The following is a 24,199-nucleotide window of genomic DNA, read 5'->3' on the forward strand; positions in this document are numbered from 1 at the left end:
CTACACAACGGATAATGTAGACTTATTACCGACAGTAGGCAATGTCATATTTCTTCCCATACCCTTAGCTTGATACAAGTATTGATCGGCAACATTGATTGAATAGTCAATGGTGCTTTCAAGTGAAACTTGCTTCACGCCAAAGCTTAGTGTCGTTTTGATTTCAGAATGTTCATGGGTAAATGTGGCATCTTGAACCAGGGCTCTAATTTTTTCGGCAATTGCAAATGCCTCTCTTCCATCCGTTTCTGGCAGTAAAAATAGAAACTCCTCTCCTCCCCATCTAGCAATTTTATCTTGCTGTCTTAGATTGGTAGTTAGTAATTTCGATAATTCAACCAATACCACGTCTCCAGCGTCGTGACCGTGTTGGTCGTTTATTTTTTTAAAGTAATCAATATCGCAAAGTAGAATACTCATCGGTAAACCACTTCGCTTTGAACGATTAAACTCATGAACTAAAAACTCTTTCATGCCTCTTCTATTTGGAAGGTTGGTGAGAGGGTCATGCATTGCTTGCTGCTCGAATTGATCGCTTAGTGACTGAATGCGTTCAATAGATTTATGCCGACTAAACTCATAAAATCCAAACAGTAAGGCTACCGTTAAAAATGAGTAATAAAAACGAGATTTAAAGTCATTGTCATATTGTGTTGCACCAATCAGGGTATCAGGAACAAACAAAATAAAGGCTACTAAAAACGCAAATAGTAGAAGCTGTATAGCGCCACTTTTCAACCCACCAAAGAAAAAAACGACCGGTGGGACGATATATACCCAAAGTGGTCCTGTATTGTTGTGACCGCCCGTGTAAAGTAAGTAAATCATTAAGATTAATAAACAATACAAAATAATGTTGGCCGATATACGGTGGGTTGGGTGTTTAGTTCTGTGCTGAAAACCATTGATACAATGTGCAAAAAAGAATAATCCACTTGCACAAAGAAGAGAAAGCCCCAGCAGCGTATCGCTCCTTAAAAATGCGCTCAATGCCATTAAAAAGGTAATCGAATACCCAATCATTGCAAAAAGATTTGCAACGACTATTTGTTGGTTTGCTTCAGAGTGCTTCTCTGAAGTCGTCCCAATATTCAAGCTGCGAATTAACAGGGCTGATATAAACTTCAACATGGACTATCCATAAAATTTGGCAAACATATGGTTTTTAATTTTTATACACAACACAGAATATGCTCAATTTCGCTTCAAAGATAACGCGTATTGGCATGTGTAAATCTTTACATGATGAAATATGACACCATGTATTTAAAGTTGCTATATTTTAGTTAATATAATGTTATAAAAAGCTATACCTATGAGTTGCTCGTGAGTGTTGTATATGGTAGGAGTTATTGAAAGTTTGATGTGAGACGGTGATAAAAAAGGCTTCTAAATAAGAAGCCTTTTTGCGTCAACAAAAGAAGTATGAAATGTTTATAGAACGCCAGCTATGGCAGCCGCTAATGTTTCTACATTGTTGTGGTTAATACCTGCAATGTTCACTCTGCTAGAATCAACAAAGTAGACGCTATTTTCCTTGCGCAGTTTCTGTACCTGTTCTGGTGAAATACACAAGTATGAGAACATTCCTTTTTGGTCATTCACAAAACTAAAGTCTTTACTCGCGTTTTGTTTTGCTAAATTGTCGACTAATAAAGCTCTGAGTTGAATCATTCGCTCACGCATTTCTGTGACTTCGCTCTGCCATAATTGATTCAATGAAGTATCCGCTAAAATAATATCTACTAGTGCACCGCCGTATGAAGGTGGCATTGAATAAATACCACGCGCGACTGACTGAATTTGTGATTGTACAATTTGCTTTGTTTCTGAATTGCTAGAGATAATAGCCGCTAGGCCAACACGTTCGCGATAAAGCCCAAAATTCTTACTACATGAAGCTGCTATTAAACACTCTGGTACGTTTTCAGCTATTAATCTGATGCCGTAAGCGTCTTCTTCCAAGCCAACACCAAAACCTTGGTAAGCAACATCGATAAACGGAATAAAGCCGATTTTTAGTGCTGCGTCTTTCACTACGTGCCATTGTTCTTTAGTCAGATCAGCCCCTGTTGGGTTGTGACAGCAACCGTGAAGTAATACAACATCACCGGCTTTTACTTCGGTATTGATACACGCCATCATTTCGTCAAATTTGATGCTTGCCTGAGCTTTGTCAAAGTATGGATATGTAGCCAACTCAAGTCCGGCATTTCCGATTAATGGAATGTGGTTTGCCCATGTTGGATCGCTTACCCAGACTTTTGTGTCAGCATTAGTTCGCTTAAGCAATTCGGCTAAAATTCTCAATGCGCCACAACCGCCTGGTGCTTGAACAGCAGCAACACGGCCATCTTTAATCACTGAACTTTGCTGACCCAAAATAAGCCCGAGCATGCCGTCAATAAAACCTTGTACACCCTGAGGAGTGATATAAACTTTTGATGTTTCTGAGGCTAGCAGTCGACTTTGAGCTTCAGCGACCGCTTTTAAAATCGGTGTATTACCGTTTTCGTCTTTATATACACCCACACCAAGGTCGATTTTTGATGGATTAGTATCCTGTTTAAAGGCAGCAGAGAGACCAAGGATAGGATCGGGAGCAATGGCAGGTAGTTGTTCAAACACAGTATTTCCTCAAATAACAGCAAAAGAATGATTTTCAGCGCGCATTATGCCAGTTTTAGTTTTTAATTCGAGTAAATTTAGCGAAAATATTTATAATTATGAAAATATATTCAAATTAAGTGAAATATTATTCATTTATCAAAAAGAATGGAGAGAGTAGCATCAAATATTGAAACTAAACATTTGACTGTTTTCTCTATCACCAGATGAATTAAAAACTCGCTCTTCCCAATTGACATTTCGATGTTGGTCAAGCGTAAGTAGGGTTGATGAACGCGTACCATAAGTTTCACCTTTTATAAAAATTGATGAAAGTTGTCGTTCCCATTCAATTGGAACACCCGTTTGCGGCAGAGTAGCGTCATCTGCCTTTTCCTTGTCAGCAAGAATGTCGAAGAGCCTATTTTTATCCAGCGGGCCGGTTTCTTTGCAAGCATTAGCTAGCGCATCTCTTCCTTTCATGATTTTAGGCCAAGGACTGTCTAAGTTATCATTCGATAAACCAAAGACACCATCTTCTAAGTGAATAAAAGAATCTTCAAAATTATTGTAGACATACAAGTTATCAAGTTGGCCGAACAAGAGGTTATAACCATTAAAAAACGCTCTTTGCTGACCAATTTCTTGTCGATAAGACTTTTCAGATGCGCTTGGTTCACACGTACCTTTTAGCCAGTCTAACACTAAATTTCCACGCGTAATTGCATTGTCAACTTCTCTGCCTGGCGCTCTAATATTCGTAAGTGCGGCGACTCTACCTAACTTACTAACACCCATCCATGTACCACCCGCTTGAAGATCTTTTCCGGCAAGTATTTGAGGGGCATCATCCCAATATGCGGAAATTGCAGTCGGCCTTTGGTGAAATTCATCGCGATTAGCTGCAATGATTAGAGGGTAGTCGGGGTGTTGGTTAACTGCGATAAACAAAATGCACATCTAGGTTCAAGCATCCTTTTTAATTAATAAAAATAGCTGTAAAAGCATAACTTAAGTTAGTTTTTTATAGTTGAGTGAGCAATCGATCCAAGCAACTATGGTATTATCCTAATCATAAGTCAATTTGACGAGTGGCGATTTCAATAATCAAAAAATCTGATTCTTAGTCTGCCTTTATCTAATCGACGTTTTAATACACTGATATATAGAGACCTGCATTTGTGAAAAAGCTTTCCTTTGAAACCAAATTAGTACATGCCGATAGAAAACTAAATAAACCTGAACACGGCGCAGTGCATTCATCAACTAACAACTCAGTTTTATTTGAATTTGATGATGTGGCTGATTTAGAGGCAGTTTTTCAAGGTAAAAAGGTGGGGCATGTCTATTCAAGATCTTCCTCTTCAACCGTTGTAAGCTTGCAAACAGTGTTAAATGATTTAGAGGGCGGTGTGGGTGCTGTCTGTTTTTCCACGGGGATGGCAGCCATAAGTGCCATGTTCTTTTCTTTGCTTAGAACAGGTGACCACATCATTGTGAGTCAATTTTTGTTTGGCAACACACGCAGCTTTATGGAAACACTCAAAGGCTTTGGTATTCAAATTAGTTTTGTTGATGTCAGTCGTGCAGATCATATACAAGCTGCTGTTAAAAAAAATACTAGACTCTTGTTTTGCGAAAGCATTGCCAATCCAGTGACTCAAGTTGCTGATTTAAAGACCATTGGTAACATTTGTGAGCACAATGGGATTATATTTGCGCTAGATAATACGATGACGCCCAGTGCTTTATTGGATGCAAATTCGGTAAAAGCCTCATTACTGATCACTTCTTTAACCAAGTATGTTGCAGGGCATGGATCAGTGTTGGGTGGTGTTTTGGTTGATATGGGGAGCTTTGATTGGACTGAATATCAAAATATAAGCGAACACTACAAAGTCAGCGACACCGCGCAATGGGGGCTTACTCAAATTAAAAAAAGAGGCCTACGTGACATGGGGGCAACACTTGCCCCAGAAGCGGCCGCTCAAGTTGCTATTGGTTTGGAAACAATGACCATGCGGTTGCATAAAACATGCAACAATGCATTAGCCCTCGCACAATTTTTGTCAGCATTACCGCAAGTCAAAACTGTTCATTACCCAGGGCTTCCTGAGCATCCTCAACATCAACGCGCAACCGAATTATTCACATCAGGTATGTGCGGCGGCATTCTTAGTTTTACTTTAGCAGACAAGGTCGACCTGCGAACATTTTTAAACGATCTAGAGCTTGTGATTAGTGCAACTCATTTGGGTGATACGCGCACTTTAGCCTTACCTGTCGCCACAACGATTTTCTATGAAAATGGCCTAGAGGAGCGAATCAAAATGGGGATTGATGAGTCTCTGATAAGGCTGTCAGTCGGTATAGAAAATATAGAAGACTTACAAAACGATTTTTCACAGGCATTTAAAAAACAGTCTCTCCAATGAGTAACATGCTTTTTCAAGCGTTCACCTGCTGATTAATGTTCTAAAAAATAGAAAGCTTTACTCTAATTTTAGCGATTTTATTTTAAAAATCTGAACTTATACTGATAAACATCAAAATAAAGTGTTTATTGGAGATATTTATGAAAAACGTATTAGTAATAACTGCTAGCTTAAATGGTGCATCAGGTAACTCGGTAAAGTTAGCCAAACAATTTATTGAAAAACTAAATGCAAAAAACGAGCATATTGTTGAAAATCTTGATTTAGCAAACGAAGATTTACCTCATCTAAGTCAGTCAGAAATGGCCGCGTGGGGAGTTGATGAGGAAGCTCGAAATGAACAAGAAGCTACTTTGGCTTCGATTTCTGATGGGTATATTTCGCGTATCAAGCAGGCTGATTTAATCGTGTTGGCATTGCCAATGTATAACTTTGATAGTCCATCTGTAGTAAAAGCGTTTTTTGACCGATTAGCGCGCGCGGGAGTGACATTTTCATACAGTGAAAATGGCCCTATTGGTTTGATTGAGGGAAAAAAGGCAGTTGTTATCTTTGCGCGAGGTGGAGCTTATCAAGGAACGCCGATGGACACTCAAACTCCATATGTTAAAAATTTCCTTGGATTCATTGGTATTAAAGATGTGGAAGTTACCTATGCAGAGGGCTTAGCCATGGGCGAAGAATCAGCAAAAGCAGCTCTTTCAAAAATTAATGAGGAATTTTTGGAACTAATTGAAAAATTGTAGGACTAATCTGTTACTAGTGGTTACGTGTAGAGCATTGTAGACCAATAGTGTGTTCCTAGTTGAGTGTGCTTATAGCCCCGCCATTGTTGCGGGGCTTTTTTTTACAAGTTCAAAAGGCATACAATCGAAAGCCTAGTCCATTGCAAGTGCCGTCTTAATATCATTTACAAACGCTTTGTCATCAGGTTTGGTAAATGACCCGTAAGATTCGACCACTTCGCCATGTTTATCTACTAAATATTTGTAGAAATTCCACTTTGGTGCAGTGCCTGCTTTCTCTGCCAACTTCGCATACAAAGGATCAGCATTATCACCCTTCACAGAAAGTGGCTCGAACATAGGAAATTGCACACCATAGGTCAGTTCACATACTTCAGCCGTTTTGCTCTCATCACCATGTTCTTGGTTAAAGTCATTTGATGGAAAGCCTAACACAACAAATCCGTCGTCTTTGTATTCGGAGTATAGTTTTTCAAGCCCCTCAAATTGCGGAGTAAAACCGCATTTACTGGCGGTGTTAACAAACAGTATTGTCTTTCCTTTATATGCTTCACACATGTTAACGGTTTCTTGAGAGTTAAGTTTTCGTTTCATGTGTTTAAGCAACTCAGGGCACTCGGCAGCAGTTGCACTGGCAGCTGAGATAAGCAGACTTAACATCAATACATATTTTTTCATCGGTCGCTTCCTACTCTTTTAATAGCGGTCATTTTGATTAACTTAATAATAACGGTAGTTTATTCGCTTTCTTATACTTATTATTATGAGTGTTGATCACTGTTTTAGCTTTCAGTGTAAAAAAGAAATACATAAATCAACATACCTAATATAACGGTAAACCTAACGATTAAGAACATAAAAATGCAGACAACTATAAAAATACTAGCCAGTGCGGTTACGTTTTCTTTACTATCCGCTTGTGTAAGCTCAAACAATACAGAGCCAAGTGCGGCTCGCGAAAACTTCAATACGCAGACTATTACTCAAGGTACCAAGCCCGTCACAAATTCCGACGCGCTTGATGCAAAAGTCAGCCTTACTATGGAGCAGATTATGTCTGATCCAGATTGGTTAGGCAGACAACCTAGTAATCCGAGCTGGGCTGTAGATGGGAGCATCGTTTATAAACGCAAGCAGTTTGGCTTTCCATTTTTGGACACATACGTTACTGATCAAGATAAAGGAAATGGAGAAAAGGCTGATTTAGCCTCCTTACATCTTTATGAGTATTCGCAGCGTATCGACGATGAAGACAGCACATTTGTCGCATGGATCTATGAAGGCAACTTGTTTATAAAAGATAAAATAAGCGGTTCGGTCAAGCAGCTAACAAAATCATCAGAGGCTATTTCAAACATTGCCTTTTTAAATGACACCGCAGTATCGTTTCAAAGAGGAAATGCTTTTTATTCCGTCGACATCAATAATGGCGTTCAAGAGCAAGTATTTTCTTGGGAGTTTAAAGACGCCCCCGTCGCTGTTGATAAACCAAGAGACTACATAGAACAAGAGCAAATTAAGCTCATTCAATACATACAATTGCAACGCAAAAATAGAGCAGAAAGAGAAGCACGAAAACAAGCCCTCGCGAGCGCAAATTCAACCATCGCCGCTCAACCTTTCTATTTTTCGAAAGATCAACAAACCTTGCTAGCTAGCCTATCTCCCGATGGCAAATTTGCGGTTGTAGCGACAAGAGAAAAGGGAAGTAGCCGAGACGAAAGCGACATCATGCCTGACTATATTGAAGAAAACGGACGCATTAAGGCTCAAGCTGTTCGTCAGCGAGTCGCAGATGCTAAGTCTCAAAGTCATGAGCTATGGTTAGTGGATATCAGCAGGGGAACCAAGAAGTCATTAAGTTATGTGAACTTACCTGGCTATAATGAAGATGTCTTAGCCAGCGTCAAAGCAGAAAACGCAAAAGCGAAAGGCGAAACTTATACACCCAATAGGTTACCAAGAGATATTGGCTTGCTTTTTGACTGGTATGCAACTGAAATGCCCATTAAATGGCATGATGAAAGTAAACACGTTGCCTTAATGCTGGAAGCTTGGGACAACAAAGACCGTTGGATTGTCACTGTTGATACAGATAAAGCGAAATTAGAAACGCAACATCGTATGCATGACGAAGCGTGGGTAAACTATCGATTCAATCAATTTGGTTGGTTTGATAATCAGAAGACACTATATCTCCTGTCAGAAGAAAGTGGTTACTCTCAACTGTACACCAAACCGCTAGACGGAGACCTTAAAGCAGTGACCCAAGGTCGATTTGTTGTTGATGATGTTGTTTTGAGTAAAAACGATGAGTTTTTTTATTACAAAGCAAATAAAAAACACCCAGGAATCTATGAAATTTATCGTACCAATTCCCAAACGGGTGAAACAACCGCGCTAACCGATCTAAATGGGATGACTGATTTTGAGTTGTCGCATGACGAACAAACTTTATTGTTAACGCATTCCAAACTCACAATGCCGCCTGAGCTGTATGTTAAAACCATCAATTCAACAAATAAGGCGCAAAAACTGACAAGCACGGTAAGCGAAGCATTTTTAAGTATTGATTGGCAAGCACCGGCCATTGTGGCTGTGCCGTCGAGCCATACCGAACAACCTATTTATTCTAGGGTTTATCAGCCAAGTGATACTACTACTGAAAAACGCAGAGCTGTCGTATTCAATCATGGGGCAGGGTATTTACAAAATGCTCATTTAGGCTGGTCAGGGTATTTTAGAGAGTTCATGTTTCATAACCTCTTGGTATCTAAAGGTTATGTGGTGCTAGATATGGACTTTAGAGCTTCTGCTGGTTACGGACGAGATTGGCGTACCGCGATTTATCGCCAAATGGGAACGCCAGAAGTACAAGATCTGGTTGATGGTGTGAACTGGCTGGTTGAAAATGCAAACGTCGACAGACAAAGAATAGGTACATATGGTGGTTCGTATGGTGGTTTTTTAACGTTTATGGCTTTGTTTAATGAACCGGACCTGTTTCAAGCTGGAGCAGCATTAAGACCTGTTTCTGATTGGGCGCATTACAACCTACCGTATACTGCAAATATCTTAAATCACCCCGATGTTGATCCAATCGCTTACGAACGTAGTTCACCGATTTATTTTGCAGAAGGTTTAACTAAGCCGCTACTGATGAATGCACCAATGGTTGATGATAATGTGTTTTTTGTTGATGTAGTGCGTCTAGTTCAGCGTTTAATCGAACTTGAAAAAGAAAATTTTGAAACGGCTATTTACCCAGTAGAACCTCATGGGTTTGTGCAGCCAAGTTCTTGGTTAGATGAGTATCGCCGCATATTTAAATTGTTTGAACAGAATCTTTAATTCAGCTTTTGGTTTTGAGTAAATAATAAAAACGCCGCGAGTTATCGCGGTGTTTTTTTATGTGTTCTCTTTTTTAGAAAAAAGCGCACATACAATACCGCCAATCGTACCAAAGATTGCACCATATAAGTGGCTATCCACGGCTACATCGGCTTCAATAAGTGTTGGCATTAATGCACCTGCGCCATAAAGCTGTTCGCTTCCTATTTTTAAAACAGCACCGATAAATAACAGATATCCGGTAGTCATTTTTTTGCGTATATCTTGTATGACGCCCCAACAAAAAAGACCGTGCAAGACACCTGAAAGTCCGACATAAAGACTGAGTTCGGGTGAAAAGTAATGTATTGAAAACGATACCGCAAAACCAAGATATACAATTAAAATTAAATTATTGGTAATCGTGTAGTCGTCACCATGCAATGCCCATAACAATAAAAAACCAATTAAATTAAAAGCTAGGTGTGTAAAGTTAGTGTGTAAAAAATGCCCACTAATTAATCGAAACCATTCACCATTATTAATTGCTAATCTATCATATTGTAGTGCTTGAGAACTGTATGGCTCAAATAAAAACAAGCTAATACTCAGTAAGCTTATACAGACCATGACGAGTGTATTAGAAAGTGACAGTGGCAGCTTGGTTTGCGGCAAATCTTGACTCGGATAGCATTGATTAAATTAATGCAATGCTATCACCACAAAGTAGTGTAGCAACAGACAAAATAGCGTAAATTTCAATATATCCATTAGTAACAACAAGTTTAGATAGTTGTTTCAATTCTAATTTCATTGATAAAACAATAGGTAAAGCATGATCAAGACGCATTTAGACCAACAAATATTAAGCATTGTGATTGACCGCCCTGAAAAAAAAAATGCGCTGGTACAGAGTATGTACAAAGACATTGCAATTGCTATTGAAACAGCACAAGAGAAAGGCGCTAAAGTGATTTTAATGACAGGTGCAAACAACTGTTTTACATCTGGCAATGATGTCGCAGATTTTATTAGAAATGATAGTCAAGGTGAAATAAACGACACGTATCGCTTTATGGTTGCACTTTTGAACTGTCAGTTGCCGGTTGTGGCGAAGGTTGAGGGACTGGCAATAGGTATAGGTACAACTATGTTGTTACATTGTGACTTTGTATTAGCAAACATAGATACCAAATTTGCAATGCCATTTATTAATCTTGGCTTAGTACCAGAATATGCGTCTAGTTATATCATCCCTAGAACAGCTGGCTATCTGAAGGCTAACGAATTACTTTTGCTTGGTGAGACATTTGATGTGAATATGGCAAAAGAATGTGGCATTATAAATAACTCATTTGACGCTGAATCTCTCGATGCAGAAGTCACCACGCTGATCGCTAAATTGAAAGCAAAGCCATTAGAGGCTCTAGTCGCTTCGAAAACGTTGATCAGAAATCAATTGCACGGCGTTCAAAAACATATTGACGATGAGTTAAAGGTATTTGCTAGAGCAATGCAAAGCGATGCAGCGATTGAAGCTTTTGAAGCCTTTATGCAGAAACGTCCAATTAATACCGATATCTATAAATAACGAGTGATTACATGACCCAGTTTTTTCGCCTTCTTAGTTTTCTTTTTTTCTAACTCTTTTTAGCGATGCTTTATTTGCTCAGCAACGAGAAGACAGAGAGCCTGAAGCAGCAACAGGTATTAACCAAAAGCAAGCCGTCGTAGGTAAAGACTACATGGTTGTAGCTGCTAATCCTTATGCTAGCTGGGCAGGTAAACAAATTATCGAAAAGGGTGGGAGCGCGATAGATGCTGCTGTTGCGATTCAAGCAATGCTTTCATTAGTTGAGCCTCAATCAAGTGGTATTGGGGGCGGCGCATTTGTTCTTTATTGGGATAATGAAAAGAAGCAACTTCATACTTATGATGGACGTGAAACCGCGCCAGAAAGTGCGAATGCTTATACTTTCATTCAGGATGGTAAACCAATGAAATGGCGGGATGCTGTCGTTGGTGGATTATCTGTAGGTGTACCAGGCGTGTTAAAAGCACTTGAGATGGCCCACAAAGAATTTGGCACTTTGGATTGGGAGTTGTTGTTTGAAGATACAATTAATACATCCCGCGAAGGTTTTATTGTCTCTGAGCGTTTGGAACGTTTAGTTAAGCTTGATATTCATCCCGGTCTAAATAATTTCGTTGAAACTCAAAACTATTTTAAACCCAATGGGCTTGCAATTAGAGAAGGGCAGTTACTTCAAAATAATTTGTATGCTAAGGCCTTACTTGGTATTGCTAAATCTGGCGCAGATTACTTTTACAATGGGCCTTTGGCAGAAAAAATTGCCAAAGCCACAAGGCTTGCGCCGATCAACCCAGGTAATATGCAAGTTTCAGATTTAAACAATTATACTGCGAAGAAACGAACGCCTATTTGTGGATTTTATCGAGATTACAAAATTTGCGGTATGGCTCCGCCGAGTTCAGGGGGCGTAAATGTGTATCAAATCCTGAAGTCTTTAGAGCGCTTTGATCTTAATAAACACAAATTTGGCAGCGCAGAGTTTGTCCATCTATTCGCCCAATCTAGCTCATTGGCTTTTGCAGACCGCAGTATGTATATCGCGGACAGTGATTTTAGTCGTCTAGCTCCTGTTGCATTAATAAACCCCTCATATTTAAAAAGAAGAAGTGCATTAATTGGGCTTGAAAAACCCTTTGAAAAAGCGAAGGAGGGCAGACCTTACCTAACCGCAAATGTTGCGAAAGACGACGCATATGAATTGCCGAGTACGAGTCATATTTCAATTGTAGACAAGCAAGGTAATGCTGTTTCTATGACAACCAGTATTGAGTTTATGTTTGGTTCTGGCGTCATGGTAGAAGGTTTTTTACTCAACAATCAATTGACTGATTTTTCTTTATCTCCTTCTGTTAATGGACGTCCCGTGTTAAATCGTGTTGAACCAAATAAACGGCCACGCAGTTCTATGAGCCCAACGATGGTGTTTGATAAAGATAACAATCTAAAACTTGTAGTAGGGAGCCCTGGTGGTAGTCGTATCATTAACTATGTCGCACAAACGATCATTGGTGTTTTAGACTACGGTATGGATGTGCAGCAAGCTATTAACTTTCCTAGAGTCACTAATCGTAATGATTACACGGCTTTAGAGAAAGGGAGTAATATTGAGAATATAAAACCAGCACTAGAAGCTCTTGGTCACAAGGTACAAATTAGAGACCTCAATAGTGGTATCCATGCAATACAAATTCGCGACGATACTTTGATTGGTGGCGCCGATCCAAGAAGAGAAGGGGTTGCGGTAGCAAAGTAGTGAGCAAATAACGCTGTTCGGATGAGTCGTGTTTAAGTGAGTCTTTACGGTACGGTATTGCGAACGCCGATAATTTGCCAGTCGCCACCTTTTTTAACCATTTCAATGGTGCGAAGGTCAATTATTTTTTCGTTATTGAAATATCCTGTAATTTTTAAATCTACAGTGGACTTCTTTGTGAATTCATTTCTTGGTGAGAATCCGCCTGACATGGGTTCAATTTCAACTTTATCTAAACGAAGGTTAAGCAAATGTCGTTGAACGCTTTTATTTGTGTGATATGCCTTTATTGTGCGCCCGAATGATTGACTTGTCATCGAAATCGTTTCGTCTAGATTTTCATTTTCATAAATTGTAAGCAGGAAAACGATGGCGGCATATTGAGGGCTTTCCTCACTCATCATTCCGTATTTACCCGCTCTAATTTCTCGATTCGGAGAGTCATCGCATGCCGCTATACCAAACAAAAAACCAGTGATTATCGTGAGTTTTATTAATAAGTTTTTGATGGTGTTTTCTCTTTTGTTGACAAAGTCCTTAATATAAAAGTTTATCGGCAAAAATTTTTTGTTTTTAAATAAAAAAGGCAACGATTATCTCGTTGCCTCACATTTAATGCTTTTAGCCTACTACACTGGCTAATAATTTAGTTTGAATGTTGTCTATTGGACTTCTTCTTGCTCGCCAAACTCACCGGTAAATAGTGGAGAACTTAAGTAACGTTCTGTTCCACTCGCTAAAATTACCACGACAACTTTATCTTTGTTTTCAGGTTTTTCTGCGAAGCGCTTTGCTGCTACAACTGCTGCACCAGACGAAATACCTGCTAAGATACCTTCTTCTTTCATTAGCAATTTAGTCATTGCCATGCAATCTTCATTACTAACTTGCTCTACCTCATCAACAAGGTCTAAGTCTAAGTTTTCTGGGATGAAGCCCGCACCAATACCTTGTATTTTGTGAGGTCCAGGTGTTAACTCTTGTCCGGCTTTTGCTTGAGTGATAACCGGTGAATCAGTAGGCTCTACAGCTACTGTTGTTATTGCTTTACCTTCAATTTCTTTAATATATCTGGATACACCTGTTATGGTGCCACCAGTACCAACACCTGCAACAAACGCATCTATTTTACCATCTGTATCATTCCAAATTTCTGGTCCGGTCGTTTTGACATGAATTTCAGGGTTAGCTGGGTTGGAAAATTGATTTAGCGGGACAAACTTACCGGGCTCGGCAGCCATTAATTCTTCTACTTTCGCAATAGCGCCTTTCATACCCTTAGGAGCTTCAGTCAATACCAGGTTAGCGCCCAAACTTTTTAGCAATTTTCTACGCTCTAAGCTCATGCTACTTGGCATGGTTAGTGTTAGTTTATAACCTTTAGCGGCAGCCACAAAAGCTAAGGCAATTCCAGTATTGCCACTTGTTGCTTCGATAAGTTCCTTTCCTTCGGTGAGCTTTCCACTTTTTTCAGCGTCCCAAATCATATTGGCACCAATGCGACACTTAACACTAAAACTTGGGTTTCTTGCCTCTATTTTTGCGTAAACGTTTCCGCTCGTAACTCGATTCAACTTAACTAATGGAGTGCGGCCTATGGCCAAGGAATTATCGTTAAATACGTTCATGTTTTTATCCTGTCGAATATATTGTTATTGCACGTCAATTTGATGAGCATTGACACTAATTAAGTAAGTGGTAGGTTCCAAGTGTTAATTAGTCATCCAGACTATCATCTAAAGTTACGAGCGCTTATTAATAAACTTTACTGTTTTTCATTACGTAAAACTTTTACAGTTATAAGAGTATGCACAATTTGAAAAAAACAAAGTGCTTTTTTGCTATAAGTTATCGTCAAAGTTACTGAAATATAATTGATAAACATATTTAGCAGCCAATTATCTAATGAGGTCATTAATGCAGTTTACGGGTACTAAAAATTATATAGCTAGCAAAGAGTTGCAACTAGCGGTCAATGCTGCGATTACACTTGAAAAACCTTTATTGATTAAAGGTGAGCCAGGCACTGGTAAAACGATGCTAGCTGAAGAACTCGCAGTTGCGCTTGGTGTTCCTTTATTGCAGTGGCATATAAAGTCGACAACAAAAGCTCAGCAGGGGCTTTATGAATATGATGCGGTATCTAGACTCAGAGATTCACAATTGGGCGATGATAAAGTCCACGACATCAGTAACTATATTGTAAAAGGTAAACTCTGGCAGGCGTTTACGGCTGACACTCGACCTATTTTGTTGATTGATGAGATCGATAAAGCGGACATAGAGTTTCCAAATGACCTTCTGTTAGAGTTAGACAAGATGGAATTTTTTGTTTACGAGACGCAGGAGCAAGTCGTCGCCAAACAAAGACCGATTGTTATCATTACCTCAAACAATGAAAAAGAACTCCCAGACGCGTTTTTAAGACGTTGTTTCTTTCACTATATTCAGTTCCCTGAACGTGAAGAAATGCAAAGTATCGTCAATGTCCATTTTCCAACTATTAAAAAAGACTTGCTTGAAACTGCGCTCAATTCATTCTTTCAATTAAGAGAAGTACCGGGTTTGAAAAAGAAGCCGTCGACGTCTGAGTTGATTGATTGGTTGAAGTTGCTTGTAGCGGATGACATCCCAGCAGAAGTATTGCAAAACAAAGAAGCTAAAAATGCACTGCCTCCATTATACGGTGCGTTGTTAAAGAATGAACAAGATATTCACCTATTTGAAAAACTAATGTTTATGGCGCGTCGTTAGCATGCTGTTAGATTTTTTCTACACGCTTCGAAAGCACAAATTAAAGACTAGCATCACTGAATGGCTAGACTTAATGAATGCGATGAGCGCTGATATGGCGCATGCTGACATAGAAGGGTTTTATTTTTTAGCGCGTACCGTGCTGGTTAAAGATGAATCTCAATATGACCGTTTTGATAAAGCGTTTGCTGAATACTTCAAGGGCGTTCAAGCCGTCAATTTATTTGACAAAGACATCCCCGAAGAATGGCTCAGAAGTGAAATGGAAAAATTACTCAGTGATGAAGAAAAAGCCAAAATCGAGGCCATGGGTGGTCTTGATAAACTCATGGAAACTCTGCAAGAGCGATTAAAAGAGCAAGAAAAACGACATCAAGGCGGTAATAAATGGATCGGTACCGGCGGCACATCTCCATTTGGTGCTGATGGTTACAATCCAGAGGGTGTTAGAATTGGACAAAAAGGAAACCGAAACTTTTCTGCTGTCAAAGTTTGGGATAAACGCGAGTTTAAGAACCTTTCTAATGATGTTGAAATAGGTACGCGTAACATTAAGATAGCGTTGAGAAGACTGCGTAAGTTTGCAAGAACGGGCGCTGCCGATGAATTGGATGTCAACGATACCATATCTTCAACAGCCAAAAATGCGGGTTACCTTGATTTAAAAATGGCACCCGAGCGTCGCAATGCGATTAAGCTTTTGTTGTTTTTTGACATCGGTGGGTCGATGGATGCGCATATCAAACGCTGCGAAGAACTATTTAGTGCAGCGCATAGCGAGTTTAAGCACATTGAGTTTTTCTATTTCCACAACTGCGTTTACGAAGGGGTATGGAAAGACAATATGCGACGTGGCAGCGATATTATTGATACCCACCAAATCATCCATAAATATGGCAGCGACTATAAAGTGATTTTTGTGGGCGACGCAACCATGGGGCCTTATGAAATTACTTATCCTGGTGGCAGCGTAGAACACTGGAATGAAGAGCCGGGAAGCGCATGGATGGAGCGCTTATTAAATCATTTTGAATACGCAGTTTGGTTAAACCCCCAACCTGAAGCTTACTGGTCTTATCATGCTTCACTTCAAATTATGAAGGAAATTATGCGAGATAGGATGTATCCCTTAACAGTTGAAGGGTTAACTGACGGCATAAAAACACTGTTAAAACGCAAATAACGCTTGTTGATTTAAACCCACTTTGGTGTCTTTTGACAATACTCTTGATAACGAAGTGGGTGGACTTGGCTTAAAAATGATTCTTCAAGTTGCGTTTGAAGTCGCAGAGCGTTAAGGCCGATCAAAATACACACCAATGAAAATATGCTAGGCATCGCCAAGAAAAATCCAATTTGTGCCAATCCAACACCGATATAGCCTGGGTTTCGGCTTAAAGAATACAGTCCTGAAGTAATTAATTCGATGTGGCGATTGTCTATGCCAGAGCGCCATGAACTTTGCAGCGTAAAGTTACTCAATATTGCAAGGGTAAACCCTACTGCTAGTGCGCATAAACCGACGATATTAAACAAAAGCTCGTTGGGCAAGTTAATCATACCCAAGTAGGCATCTATGGGTGGAAAAAACACGCGAGTTAAACACACACTTAAGATTGCCACTCTAAATATGCGGAATGACAGGTGGTTCCACCAGTGCATTGAGTATCTTACACCTGTATGAACCAACAATTTACTTTGCTTCTTTTGTTGACGTATTTTGATGAGCGAAATATAGAAACCAGCAACGAATAGGTAAAAAGAGGCTAAAAATATAGCGATAAGCCGTTCAGCATCCACCATTGCCTCCTTAATAAAGTTTGACGAAGTGTCTGAATGTCTCACGTAAATATAGTCTGATTAAGAAAGTTTGCCACTTAGAATGATCTTTTTCTTAAGTCCATATATCATAGCGCGACTTAAATAAGAGATTTGATTTGTGCTAAAACGGCTAAATAAATACATCAGCGAGACTGGCTATTGCTCTAGAAGAGAAGCCGATAGTTTGATCGAACAAGGACATGTCACCATAAACGGTGCGGTCCCAGAATTAGGCACTAAGGTTGGCCCAGATGATATCGTTAGTGTCAAAGGTAAGCCGATAACACCTAGCAAGGCTGACAAAACCGACCGCGTCTATCTAGCTTATAACAAACCAGTTGGAATCACCTGTACTACTGAAAAAAAAGTTAAGGGCAATATCATTGATGCAATCGGTTTTAAGCAACGTATATTTCCTATCGGCAGATTAGACAAACCTTCGGAAGGCTTAATCTTACTCACGAGTGACGGCGATATTGTGAATAAGATTTTGCGTGCTGAAAATGCCCACGACAAACACTATCGCGTGATTGTGAACAAACCTGTCACGTCTGAGTTTATTCACAATATGAGTAATGGTGTTCCTATTCTTAATACCATCACTAAAAAGTGTCTTGTAAAACAAGCTGGGAAATTTGGCTTTGATATTGTGTTAACGCAAGGTCTGAACCGACAAATTAGACGCATGTGCGAATATTTTGGCTATGAAGTAACAAGACTGACGCGCAAACGAATAATGCATATAGACTTAAAAGGCCTTAAAGTCGGTCAGTATCGTCACCTTACTGAACAAGAAATGCTTCAAATGAATGCGGCATTGAAGCACTCTAGTAGTGAAATTCAATAATTATTTGGGGCGCTTTAAATCTAATATATTGCTGATCCCCGAGTATTGATTGGCACCCAAACGAGCCAGCGGTTGTACCATGTTAGCCGATACGTTAGTTCTACCCTTATCATCAATTTCTAATACTGACTCATCGACATTAATCGATAAAATTTTTAAGAAAATAAGTTGTTGTGCAGCGTCGCCGATCGTTTTTAATTCATATACTTCACAATTAAACGCGATAGGGCACTCATGTAGTTTAGGCAAAGCAAAGTTATCTTGTTCACAAAGTGATAACTCAAGCGAATTTAGTTCTGATTCACCATAAGCTAGGGTGGCAGCAGATTGCGTGACTGCGGCAGCTTGCGCTTCTTGTGCGATATGGACAACACATTTAGCACCTAAAGTAAGATTACGAGCAGTATCTTTTGTATCGCCCTCTGGCTTTTTACCCACTGATATCATCAGTAAAGGGGGTTGACTGCAAACTGCATTGAAATAAGAGAACGGCGCTAGATTATATCTATCGTTGCTTGAACTGGCTTTTGTTTCATTCTCGGAAAGGATCCAAGCAATAGGTCTTGGAATGACTGTTTGTGTCATCAGGTGATAAACCTGCGAAGGTGAAAACTCTTTAAGGTCAAATAGCATTAGTTACCCTTTTAATTGACTAATATCGCTGGATAAATAGAGCCAGCTAAAAATTGCATTAGCTGGCATCGAGTAAATTTAATCGGATTCTTTGTTGGATAATACGCAAGCGCCAAAACATTAACACGGCCGCACAACTTAAGGCTGTTATAAAGCCTATCCAAAACCCTTTTGCTCCCATCGCGGGTACAAACAAATCAGTTAAAGACAAGCTCACACCAACTGGAAGACCGATTAACCAATAGCAAACAAAGCTAATAATAAACATCGCTTTTGTGTCTTTATAGCCCCTTAAGGAGTTTGCTGATACTACTTGTATACCATCTGAAAACTGAAACAAAGCAGCAAAAAACAAAAGACTCGCAGCCATAGAGATAACCTCAGTGTTATCCGTGTACAACCCCGCAATCTGATAATTAGCTAATACTGTTAGCGTAGCCGTGGTGCAGGCGATTGCCATGGAAACCAACAACGCGCAGTTAACCGCCATTTTTGCTTTTTCATTTTGTTTGTTGCCAATCTGGTAACCGACTCTTATTGCGGTGGCAATGCCTAGGCTCATTGGTAACATAAACATTAAAGATGAAAAGTTAAGAGCGATTTGATGTGCAGCAACTACCTTTGCACCCAATGGGGCAAGTAGCAGTGCAGCTAATGCAAATAGGGTAACTTCAAATACTAGTGTCAAAGAAATGGGTATACCCATTTTAAATTGTTGTTTGATATGCGTTAAATTCGGTTTATGGACTTTGATAAAAAGCTTGTAAGGTCGCATTACTTGAGCACGAGTCGCGTAAAAATAAGTCATCAATGCCATAAGATAAAACACGATCATCGTTGCTAAGCCACAACCAGCACCTCCTAATTGAGGTAAGCCCCATAAACCATTAATCAAAATATAGTTTGCGGGTATATTGATCATCAATCCAATAAGCATAATGATCATTGTAGGCCTAGTCGCCGACAGTCCTTCGCAACAATTCCGAAGACTCTGATAAACTGCAAAACCAGGTGCCGCTAGCAAAACAAATGAAGCATATTCAACGCATATCTGTTTAACATCCGCTTCCATATCTAACAAAGAAAATACAAATGGTAAAAATGGCACTAATAAAAGGACAAACATACTCATTAGCAAGGCTAACCAAATTGACTGATGCAGGGCATTAGCGACGGGTTTAGTCTCTCCAGCACCTTGGTATCTAGAAATAATCGGTGAGAGTGCAAGGGTAATTCCCTGTATGAATATCAGTAGAGGAAAGGTAATGCTATGGCCAATAGCAACCGCTGCCATATCCGTATAACTAAAGCGTCCGGCCATAATCGTATCTGCCACGCCCATCAGCGTTTGCGTAACTTGCGCTATTAACAATGGCCAAGCTAATTTTAGTAGTGCTTTTAATTCATGAAACATCAGTTTTCTTATTATTTTGAGTCGTTTTAAATGGTTAGGGCCTGTTGTTCTTTGCTGTATGATTTTGCAGCAGTCAGTGCCCAAAGGGTTCGCTCAATGTGTTCACCGTTCTTCGTTACATCCTCTTGAAGCAGCCCACTGCATCTGCGAGTCTGTGCCTCGATCGCTGAACACATAGAGCGAACAAAATTCATACAGCAGAGATCAACAGGCCCTACTTGCTTACAAAATTTCAGCTGAAAATATACATCTATTTTACAAATAGGAGGAAATTACTAATTTTGACTATTCACGCGCAATATTCATCATCATGTATTTCATAATTAGTCTTGAAATAGCAACAAGGCTAAAACCAAGCTTCACTAGTATATACCCTGAATTATTCACTTATTTGGAAAAATGTTATGCAGGACAGAAACCACCTTTCGAATGTGGGCATTACTCATGATGTTGCGGTAATAAGCAATGGCTTAATTGATATTCCGATGGTGCAACTTCTCGATGAAAATGGCAATGAAACAAATACTAAAAATACGCCAAATTTATCAAGAGAAGAAGCTATTAAAATAGCAAACACCATGCAGTATACACGCTTATTAGACGAGCGCATGGTAGGTGCACAAAGACAAGGTCGCATTTCTTTTTATTTAGCATGTACAGGCGAAGAGGCAGCTGTTGTTGGCAGCGCGGCGGCACTCGAAGATCAAGATATGGTGATGTCGCAATATCGTGAGCAAGGTGTTTTGGCGTATCGAGGCTACACAACTGAACAGTTTATGAATCAGATGTTCAGCAATAAAAAAGACCCAAATAAAGGCAGACAAATGCCGATTCACTACGGTGACAAAAAACTAAATTTTATGACAGTTTCTTCTCCCTTAGGCACGCAAATTCCTCAAGCATCTGGCTATGCATATGGTCAAAAAATGGCAGGGCAGCCGGCAATTACAATATGTTACTTTGGCGAAGGTGCCGCTTCTGAAGGCGACTTCCACGCAGGGGTAAATATGGCCGCTGTTCTAAATTGTCCTGTTATCTTCTTTTGCAGAAACAACGGGTACGCAATATCGACTCCTTCAGAAGAACAATTTGCGGGTGATGGCATCGCCTCAAGAGGCATCGGTTACGGCGTTAAAACAATTAGAGTCGACGGTAACGATGCACTTGCAGTATATGCAGCGACAAAGCAAGCTCGTGAAATTGCGCTTGCTGAAAACTGCCCAGTGTTGATTGAAGCAATGACTTACCGTTTGGCTGCTCACTCTACTTCTGATGATCCAAGTGGATATCGCTCAAAAGACGAGGAAGAAAAGTGGCGAGCAAAAGATCCGATTCTGCGTTTTAATCTATGGCTTGAAAGCAAAGGTTGGTTTGACAAAGAAGCGACAGATAAGCTGCTTGAAACCTCACGTGCAGATATATTAGCCGCGGTCAAAAAAGCGGAAAAAATCGATGTGTGCGCACTGCCTGATATTATTGAAGATGTATATGACGAAGCCCCTTGGCACTTAAAAGAACAATTAGCTGACTTACAGGCTCATATTGAAAAGTATCCAGAAGCCTATCCGAAAACTGCAGGGAGAACACGCTAATGGCTAAAATGAACCTATTACAAGCAATTAACGACGCACTCATCACTGCGATGACTGACGATGAAAAAGTCATGGTGTTTGGAGAAGATGTAGGGCACTTTGGTGGTGTATTTCGTGCAACCAGTAATCTTCAAGAAAAATTCGGCAAAGGTCGTTGCTTTAATACTCCATTGACCGAGCAAGGCATTATTGGTTTTGCAAATGGTTTGGCATCGCAAGGCTCAGTGCCAGTTGCAGAAATTCAATTCGGCGATTATATATTCCCAGCATTTGATCAAATAGTGAATGAAACTGCTAAATGGCGTTATCGCTCAGGTGGGCAGTTCACGACAGGTACATTGACTATTCGTACGCCATACGGCGGCGGTATTGCAGGCGGGCATTATCATTCGCAATCGCCTGAAGCATTCTTCGCGCACATACCTGGAATGAAAATTGTAATTCCGCGTAATCCTAAGCAAGCAAAAGGTTTGTTGCTAAGCAGTATTCGAGATGATAACCCCGTTTTATTTATGGAGCCCAAACGCCTGTATCGTGCGGCGGTTGGTGAAGTGCCAGAGGGAGACTATGAGCTTCCTTTAGGTAAGGCTGATGTTGTAAAAGAAGGCAAAGACATCACATTGCTGGCTTGGGGGGCACAAGTCGAAATCATTGAAAAAGCAGCTGAAATGGCAGAAAAAGACGGGATATCATGTGAAATAATTGATTTGCAGAGCATCTTGCCTTGGGATGTCGAAACAGTTACGCAATCTGTTTTTAAAACCGGGCGTTTGCTAGTCAATCACGAAGCGCCTTTAACTGGTGGTTTTGCAAGTGAGATCGCCGCAAGCGTTCAGGAAAGATGCTTTTTGTATTTGGAAGCACCCATCGCGCGCGTATGTGGCTTAGATACACCTTATCCATTGGCTCATGAAAAAGAATATATGCCTGATCACTTAAAAACATACGAAGCCATTAAACGAACAATGGATTATTAAGGAGCAAATGATGACTGAATTTATTTTGCCCGACATTGGTGAAGGCATCGTTGAATGTGAACTATTGGAATGGTTGGTAAAAGAAGGTGATGTGATAACCGAAGACCAACCTGTTGCAGAAGTAATGACAGATAAGGCTACGGTTCAAATACCTGCAATGTACTCTGGTGTAGTCAAAACACTTCATTATAAAGAGGGTGATATTGCAAAAGTACATGAGCCTCTTTTTGCGATGGATGTCGATGGTACAGCAAATCAAGACTTTAATGACAATAATGCAGTTACTGACTCTGTCGATGAGCATGAGAGTGCTGCTGCGCTTGAAACTGAAAATAGTAGCAAGGTAGAACCCTTTATCTTGCCCGATATCGGTGAAGGTATTGTTGAATGCGAAATCGTTAAATGGTGTATTTCGGCAGGTGACACTGTAGAAGAAGATCAAGTCGTTGTAGAAGTCATGACCGATAAAGCGGTTGTTGAAATCCCTGCAAAGTTCTCTGGCAAAGTCACCAAACTGTTTTATCAAGAAGGTGAAATTGCAAAAGTGCACACACCTTTGTTTGAGCAAGAAATTGCTGGCGTAGCGTCGACAAACTCAAATCAAACTACGACAACTTCAGTTAACGAAACGAAACAAAGTAACAGTGTCAGTCCACAACTAAACAAACAAGGCGGTTTGTTCGAAGCGCCTGTTGAAATCAGTGGGAAAGTCTTGGCTAGTCCCGCGGTTAGACGTATCGCTAGAGAAAATAACATCGATTTAAGTCAAGTATCCGGTAGCGGTAAAAAGGGTAGAGTACTAAAGCACGATCTTGATAGCTTTATTAACCAACAACAAAGTGCTGTATCTGATAACAGAGCTAACCATCAGTCTGCTACAAATGCTAAATACACTAATGCAGACAAAGCTTCAGACGAGATACAAAATACTCAACAAACACAAGCTGAAAATGGCACTTTTAAGACCGTTGTATTGAAGGGAATGCGCGCTGCAATGGCCAAGCAAATGGTCGCAAGTACTTCAACCATTCCTCATTTTACAGTGTCAGATGAGTTGTGCATGGACAGCTTGATAGACTTGCGTTTGCGCTTAAAAAGTGACTTTGCAGATAAAGGCCTTAAGCTTAGCTTTATGCCATTCTTTATCAAGTCCTTATCATTGGCATTGACTGAATTTGAAGAGATTAATGCCCAATTTGATGATGAATCAAATACGCTAAAAGTGTTTGCCAATCACAATATTGGATTAGCAGTTGATTCAAAAGTGGGTTTATTAGTACCTAACATTAAATCGGTGCAAAACAAGTCGCTATTAGAAGTTACACAAGAGCTTAATCGCATCATCGATGCTGCAAGGGAAGGCAAACTCAGTTCGGCAGATTTGAAAGGCGGCACGATCAGTATTTCAAATATTGGTGCATTAGGTGGCACCATTGCTACTCCAGTGATCAATAAACCTGAAGTGGCAATTGTAGCACTTGGAAAAACTCAGCGCTTACCTCGCTTCAATGAAAGTGGCGAAGTTTATGCGAGTAACATCATGACGATTAATTGGTCGGGTGATCATCGTGTCATCGACGGCGCAACCATGGTGAGGTTCAATAATTTATGGATGAGTTATCTTAGCTCACCTGAAAAAATGTTGGTGCATTTAAAGTAAGCAATTTATGATGGTGGGCTGTTCGCTAGTAATAGG

The 24,199-nt window shown here is 40.0% G+C and carries 22 protein-coding genes; 11 read left to right on the top strand and 11 right to left on the bottom strand.

Annotated features, from left to right (window positions below; genetic code table 11):
• The 3 genes from KUL10_RS00445 to KUL10_RS00455 all read right to left on the bottom strand — a co-directional run bounded on the left by KUL10_RS00445 (position 1) and on the right by KUL10_RS00455 (position 3,567).
• Positions 1-1,131, bottom strand: a complete 1,131-nt coding sequence (locus KUL10_RS00445) for a GGDEF domain-containing protein (protein WP_110426945.1) — start codon at positions 1,129-1,131, stop codon at positions 1-3.
• A gap of 303 nt (positions 1,132-1,434) precedes the next feature.
• On the bottom strand, positions 1,435-2,628 hold the full coding sequence (locus KUL10_RS00450; protein WP_110426946.1) for an amino acid aminotransferase: 1,194 nt from the start codon (positions 2,626-2,628) through the stop codon (positions 1,435-1,437).
• Between the two features lie 162 nt (positions 2,629-2,790).
• Complete coding sequence (locus tag KUL10_RS00455) at positions 2,791-3,567, bottom strand: NRDE family protein (protein ID WP_110426947.1); 777 nt, start codon at positions 3,565-3,567, stop codon at positions 2,791-2,793.
• Between the two features lie 221 nt (positions 3,568-3,788).
• Between KUL10_RS00455 and KUL10_RS00460 the strand changes: the two genes are divergently transcribed.
• Positions 3,789-5,042, top strand: a complete 1,254-nt coding sequence (locus KUL10_RS00460) for a cystathionine gamma-synthase family protein (protein ID WP_110426948.1) — start codon at positions 3,789-3,791, stop codon at positions 5,040-5,042.
• Positions 5,043-5,182: 140 nt separating this feature from the next.
• Positions 5,183-5,788 (top strand): FMN-dependent NADH-azoreductase, encoded by a 606-nt coding sequence (locus KUL10_RS00465; RefSeq protein ID WP_110426949.1) that lies wholly within the window; start codon positions 5,183-5,185, stop codon positions 5,786-5,788.
• 132 nt (positions 5,789-5,920) lie between these two features.
• Here KUL10_RS00465 and KUL10_RS00470 read toward each other — a convergent pair whose 3' ends face one another.
• Positions 5,921-6,466 carry a glutathione peroxidase gene (locus tag KUL10_RS00470; RefSeq protein WP_110426950.1) on the bottom strand — a complete coding sequence of 182 codons (546 nt, stop codon included), beginning with the start codon at positions 6,464-6,466 and terminating at the stop codon, positions 5,921-5,923.
• Positions 6,467-6,649: 183 nt separating this feature from the next.
• Here KUL10_RS00470 and KUL10_RS00475 point away from each other — a divergent pair, with 183 nt between their 5' ends.
• The gene (locus tag KUL10_RS00475; protein WP_110426951.1) at positions 6,650-9,139 is read left to right on the top strand and encodes a prolyl oligopeptidase family serine peptidase; all 2,490 of its coding nucleotides are present in this window, start codon (positions 6,650-6,652) and stop codon (positions 9,137-9,139) included.
• Positions 9,140-9,196: 57 nt separating this feature from the next.
• On the opposite strand, the gene rrtA is transcribed toward KUL10_RS00475, so the two are convergent.
• The gene (rrtA, locus tag KUL10_RS00480) at positions 9,197-9,793 is read right to left on the bottom strand and encodes a rhombosortase (protein WP_233499657.1); all 597 of its coding nucleotides are present in this window, start codon (positions 9,791-9,793) and stop codon (positions 9,197-9,199) included.
• A 160-nt stretch (positions 9,794-9,953) separates the two neighbouring features.
• Here rrtA and KUL10_RS00485 point away from each other — a divergent pair, with 160 nt between their 5' ends.
• Both KUL10_RS00485 and ggt read left to right on the top strand, forming a co-directional pair.
• Positions 9,954-10,709, top strand: coding sequence for an enoyl-CoA hydratase-related protein (locus KUL10_RS00485; protein ID WP_110426952.1), 756 nt, complete (start codon positions 9,954-9,956; stop codon positions 10,707-10,709).
• Positions 10,710-10,863: 154 nt separating this feature from the next.
• Positions 10,864-12,465 carry a gamma-glutamyltransferase gene (gene ggt, locus KUL10_RS00490; protein ID WP_110426953.1) on the top strand — a complete coding sequence of 534 codons (1,602 nt, stop codon included), beginning with the start codon at positions 10,864-10,866 and terminating at the stop codon, positions 12,463-12,465.
• Between the two features lie 44 nt (positions 12,466-12,509).
• Here the strand turns inward: ggt and KUL10_RS00495 are convergent, their stop codons facing one another.
• Together KUL10_RS00495 and cysK are read right to left on the bottom strand one after the other, a co-directional pair.
• Positions 12,510-13,055: a hypothetical protein gene (locus KUL10_RS00495; protein ID WP_233499658.1), complete on the bottom strand. Its 546-nt coding sequence runs from the start codon at positions 13,053-13,055 to the stop codon at positions 12,510-12,512.
• Between the two features lie 72 nt (positions 13,056-13,127).
• Positions 13,128-14,093: a cysteine synthase A gene (gene cysK, locus KUL10_RS00500; RefSeq protein ID WP_110426954.1), complete on the bottom strand. Its 966-nt coding sequence runs from the start codon at positions 14,091-14,093 to the stop codon at positions 13,128-13,130.
• A gap of 289 nt (positions 14,094-14,382) precedes the next feature.
• Here cysK and KUL10_RS00505 point away from each other — a divergent pair, with 289 nt between their 5' ends.
• Both KUL10_RS00505 and KUL10_RS00510 read left to right on the top strand, forming a co-directional pair.
• Positions 14,383-15,219, top strand: a complete 837-nt coding sequence (locus KUL10_RS00505) for a MoxR family ATPase (RefSeq protein WP_110426955.1) — start codon at positions 14,383-14,385, stop codon at positions 15,217-15,219.
• 1 nt (position 15,220) lies between these two features.
• Positions 15,221-16,402: a VWA domain-containing protein gene (locus KUL10_RS00510; protein ID WP_110426956.1), complete on the top strand. Its 1,182-nt coding sequence runs from the start codon at positions 15,221-15,223 to the stop codon at positions 16,400-16,402.
• Positions 16,403-16,413: 11 nt separating this feature from the next.
• Here the strand turns inward: KUL10_RS00510 and KUL10_RS00515 are convergent, their stop codons facing one another.
• Positions 16,414-17,022, bottom strand: a complete 609-nt coding sequence (locus tag KUL10_RS00515) for an isoprenylcysteine carboxylmethyltransferase family protein (RefSeq protein ID WP_110426957.1) — start codon at positions 17,020-17,022, stop codon at positions 16,414-16,416.
• Between the two features lie 136 nt (positions 17,023-17,158).
• Between KUL10_RS00515 and rluF the strand changes: the two genes are divergently transcribed.
• On the top strand, positions 17,159-17,887 hold the full coding sequence (rluF, locus tag KUL10_RS00520; RefSeq protein ID WP_110426958.1) for a 23S rRNA pseudouridine(2604) synthase RluF: 729 nt from the start codon (positions 17,159-17,161) through the stop codon (positions 17,885-17,887).
• Here rluF and KUL10_RS00525 read toward each other — a convergent pair whose 3' ends face one another.
• From KUL10_RS00525 to KUL10_RS18570, 3 genes are read right to left on the bottom strand one after another with little or no spacing between them, the layout of a single operon-like run.
• Positions 17,888-18,520 carry a flavin reductase family protein gene (locus tag KUL10_RS00525; protein ID WP_110426959.1) on the bottom strand — a complete coding sequence of 211 codons (633 nt, stop codon included), beginning with the start codon at positions 18,518-18,520 and terminating at the stop codon, positions 17,888-17,890.
• 58 nt (positions 18,521-18,578) lie between these two features.
• Complete coding sequence (locus KUL10_RS00530) at positions 18,579-19,934, bottom strand: MATE family efflux transporter (protein ID WP_110426960.1); 1,356 nt, start codon at positions 19,932-19,934, stop codon at positions 18,579-18,581.
• Between the two features lie 26 nt (positions 19,935-19,960).
• Entirely contained in the window at positions 19,961-20,128 is a 168-nt protein-coding gene (locus tag KUL10_RS18570) for a hypothetical protein (protein WP_158525287.1), read from the bottom strand.
• 210 nt (positions 20,129-20,338) lie between these two features.
• Here KUL10_RS18570 and KUL10_RS00535 point away from each other — a divergent pair, with 210 nt between their 5' ends.
• Genes KUL10_RS00535 through KUL10_RS00545 form a run of 3 tightly spaced genes read left to right on the top strand, consistent with a single transcriptional unit; the run spans position 20,339 to position 24,163 of the window.
• On the top strand, positions 20,339-21,526 hold the full coding sequence (locus KUL10_RS00535) for a thiamine pyrophosphate-dependent dehydrogenase E1 component subunit alpha (protein WP_110426961.1): 1,188 nt from the start codon (positions 20,339-20,341) through the stop codon (positions 21,524-21,526).
• Positions 21,526-22,503, top strand: coding sequence for an alpha-ketoacid dehydrogenase subunit beta (locus KUL10_RS00540; protein ID WP_110426962.1), 978 nt, complete (start codon positions 21,526-21,528; stop codon positions 22,501-22,503). Before KUL10_RS00535 ends, KUL10_RS00540 begins: the two co-directional genes overlap by 1 nt.
• Positions 22,504-22,510: 7 nt before the next feature.
• On the top strand, positions 22,511-24,163 hold the full coding sequence (locus tag KUL10_RS00545; protein ID WP_110426963.1) for a dihydrolipoyllysine-residue acetyltransferase: 1,653 nt from the start codon (positions 22,511-22,513) through the stop codon (positions 24,161-24,163).
• Positions 24,164-24,199 lie beyond the last annotated feature (36 nt).

Source organism: Glaciecola sp. KUL10 (genome assembly GCF_003203515.1).
Classification (GTDB): domain Bacteria; phylum Pseudomonadota; class Gammaproteobacteria; order Enterobacterales; family Alteromonadaceae; genus Glaciecola.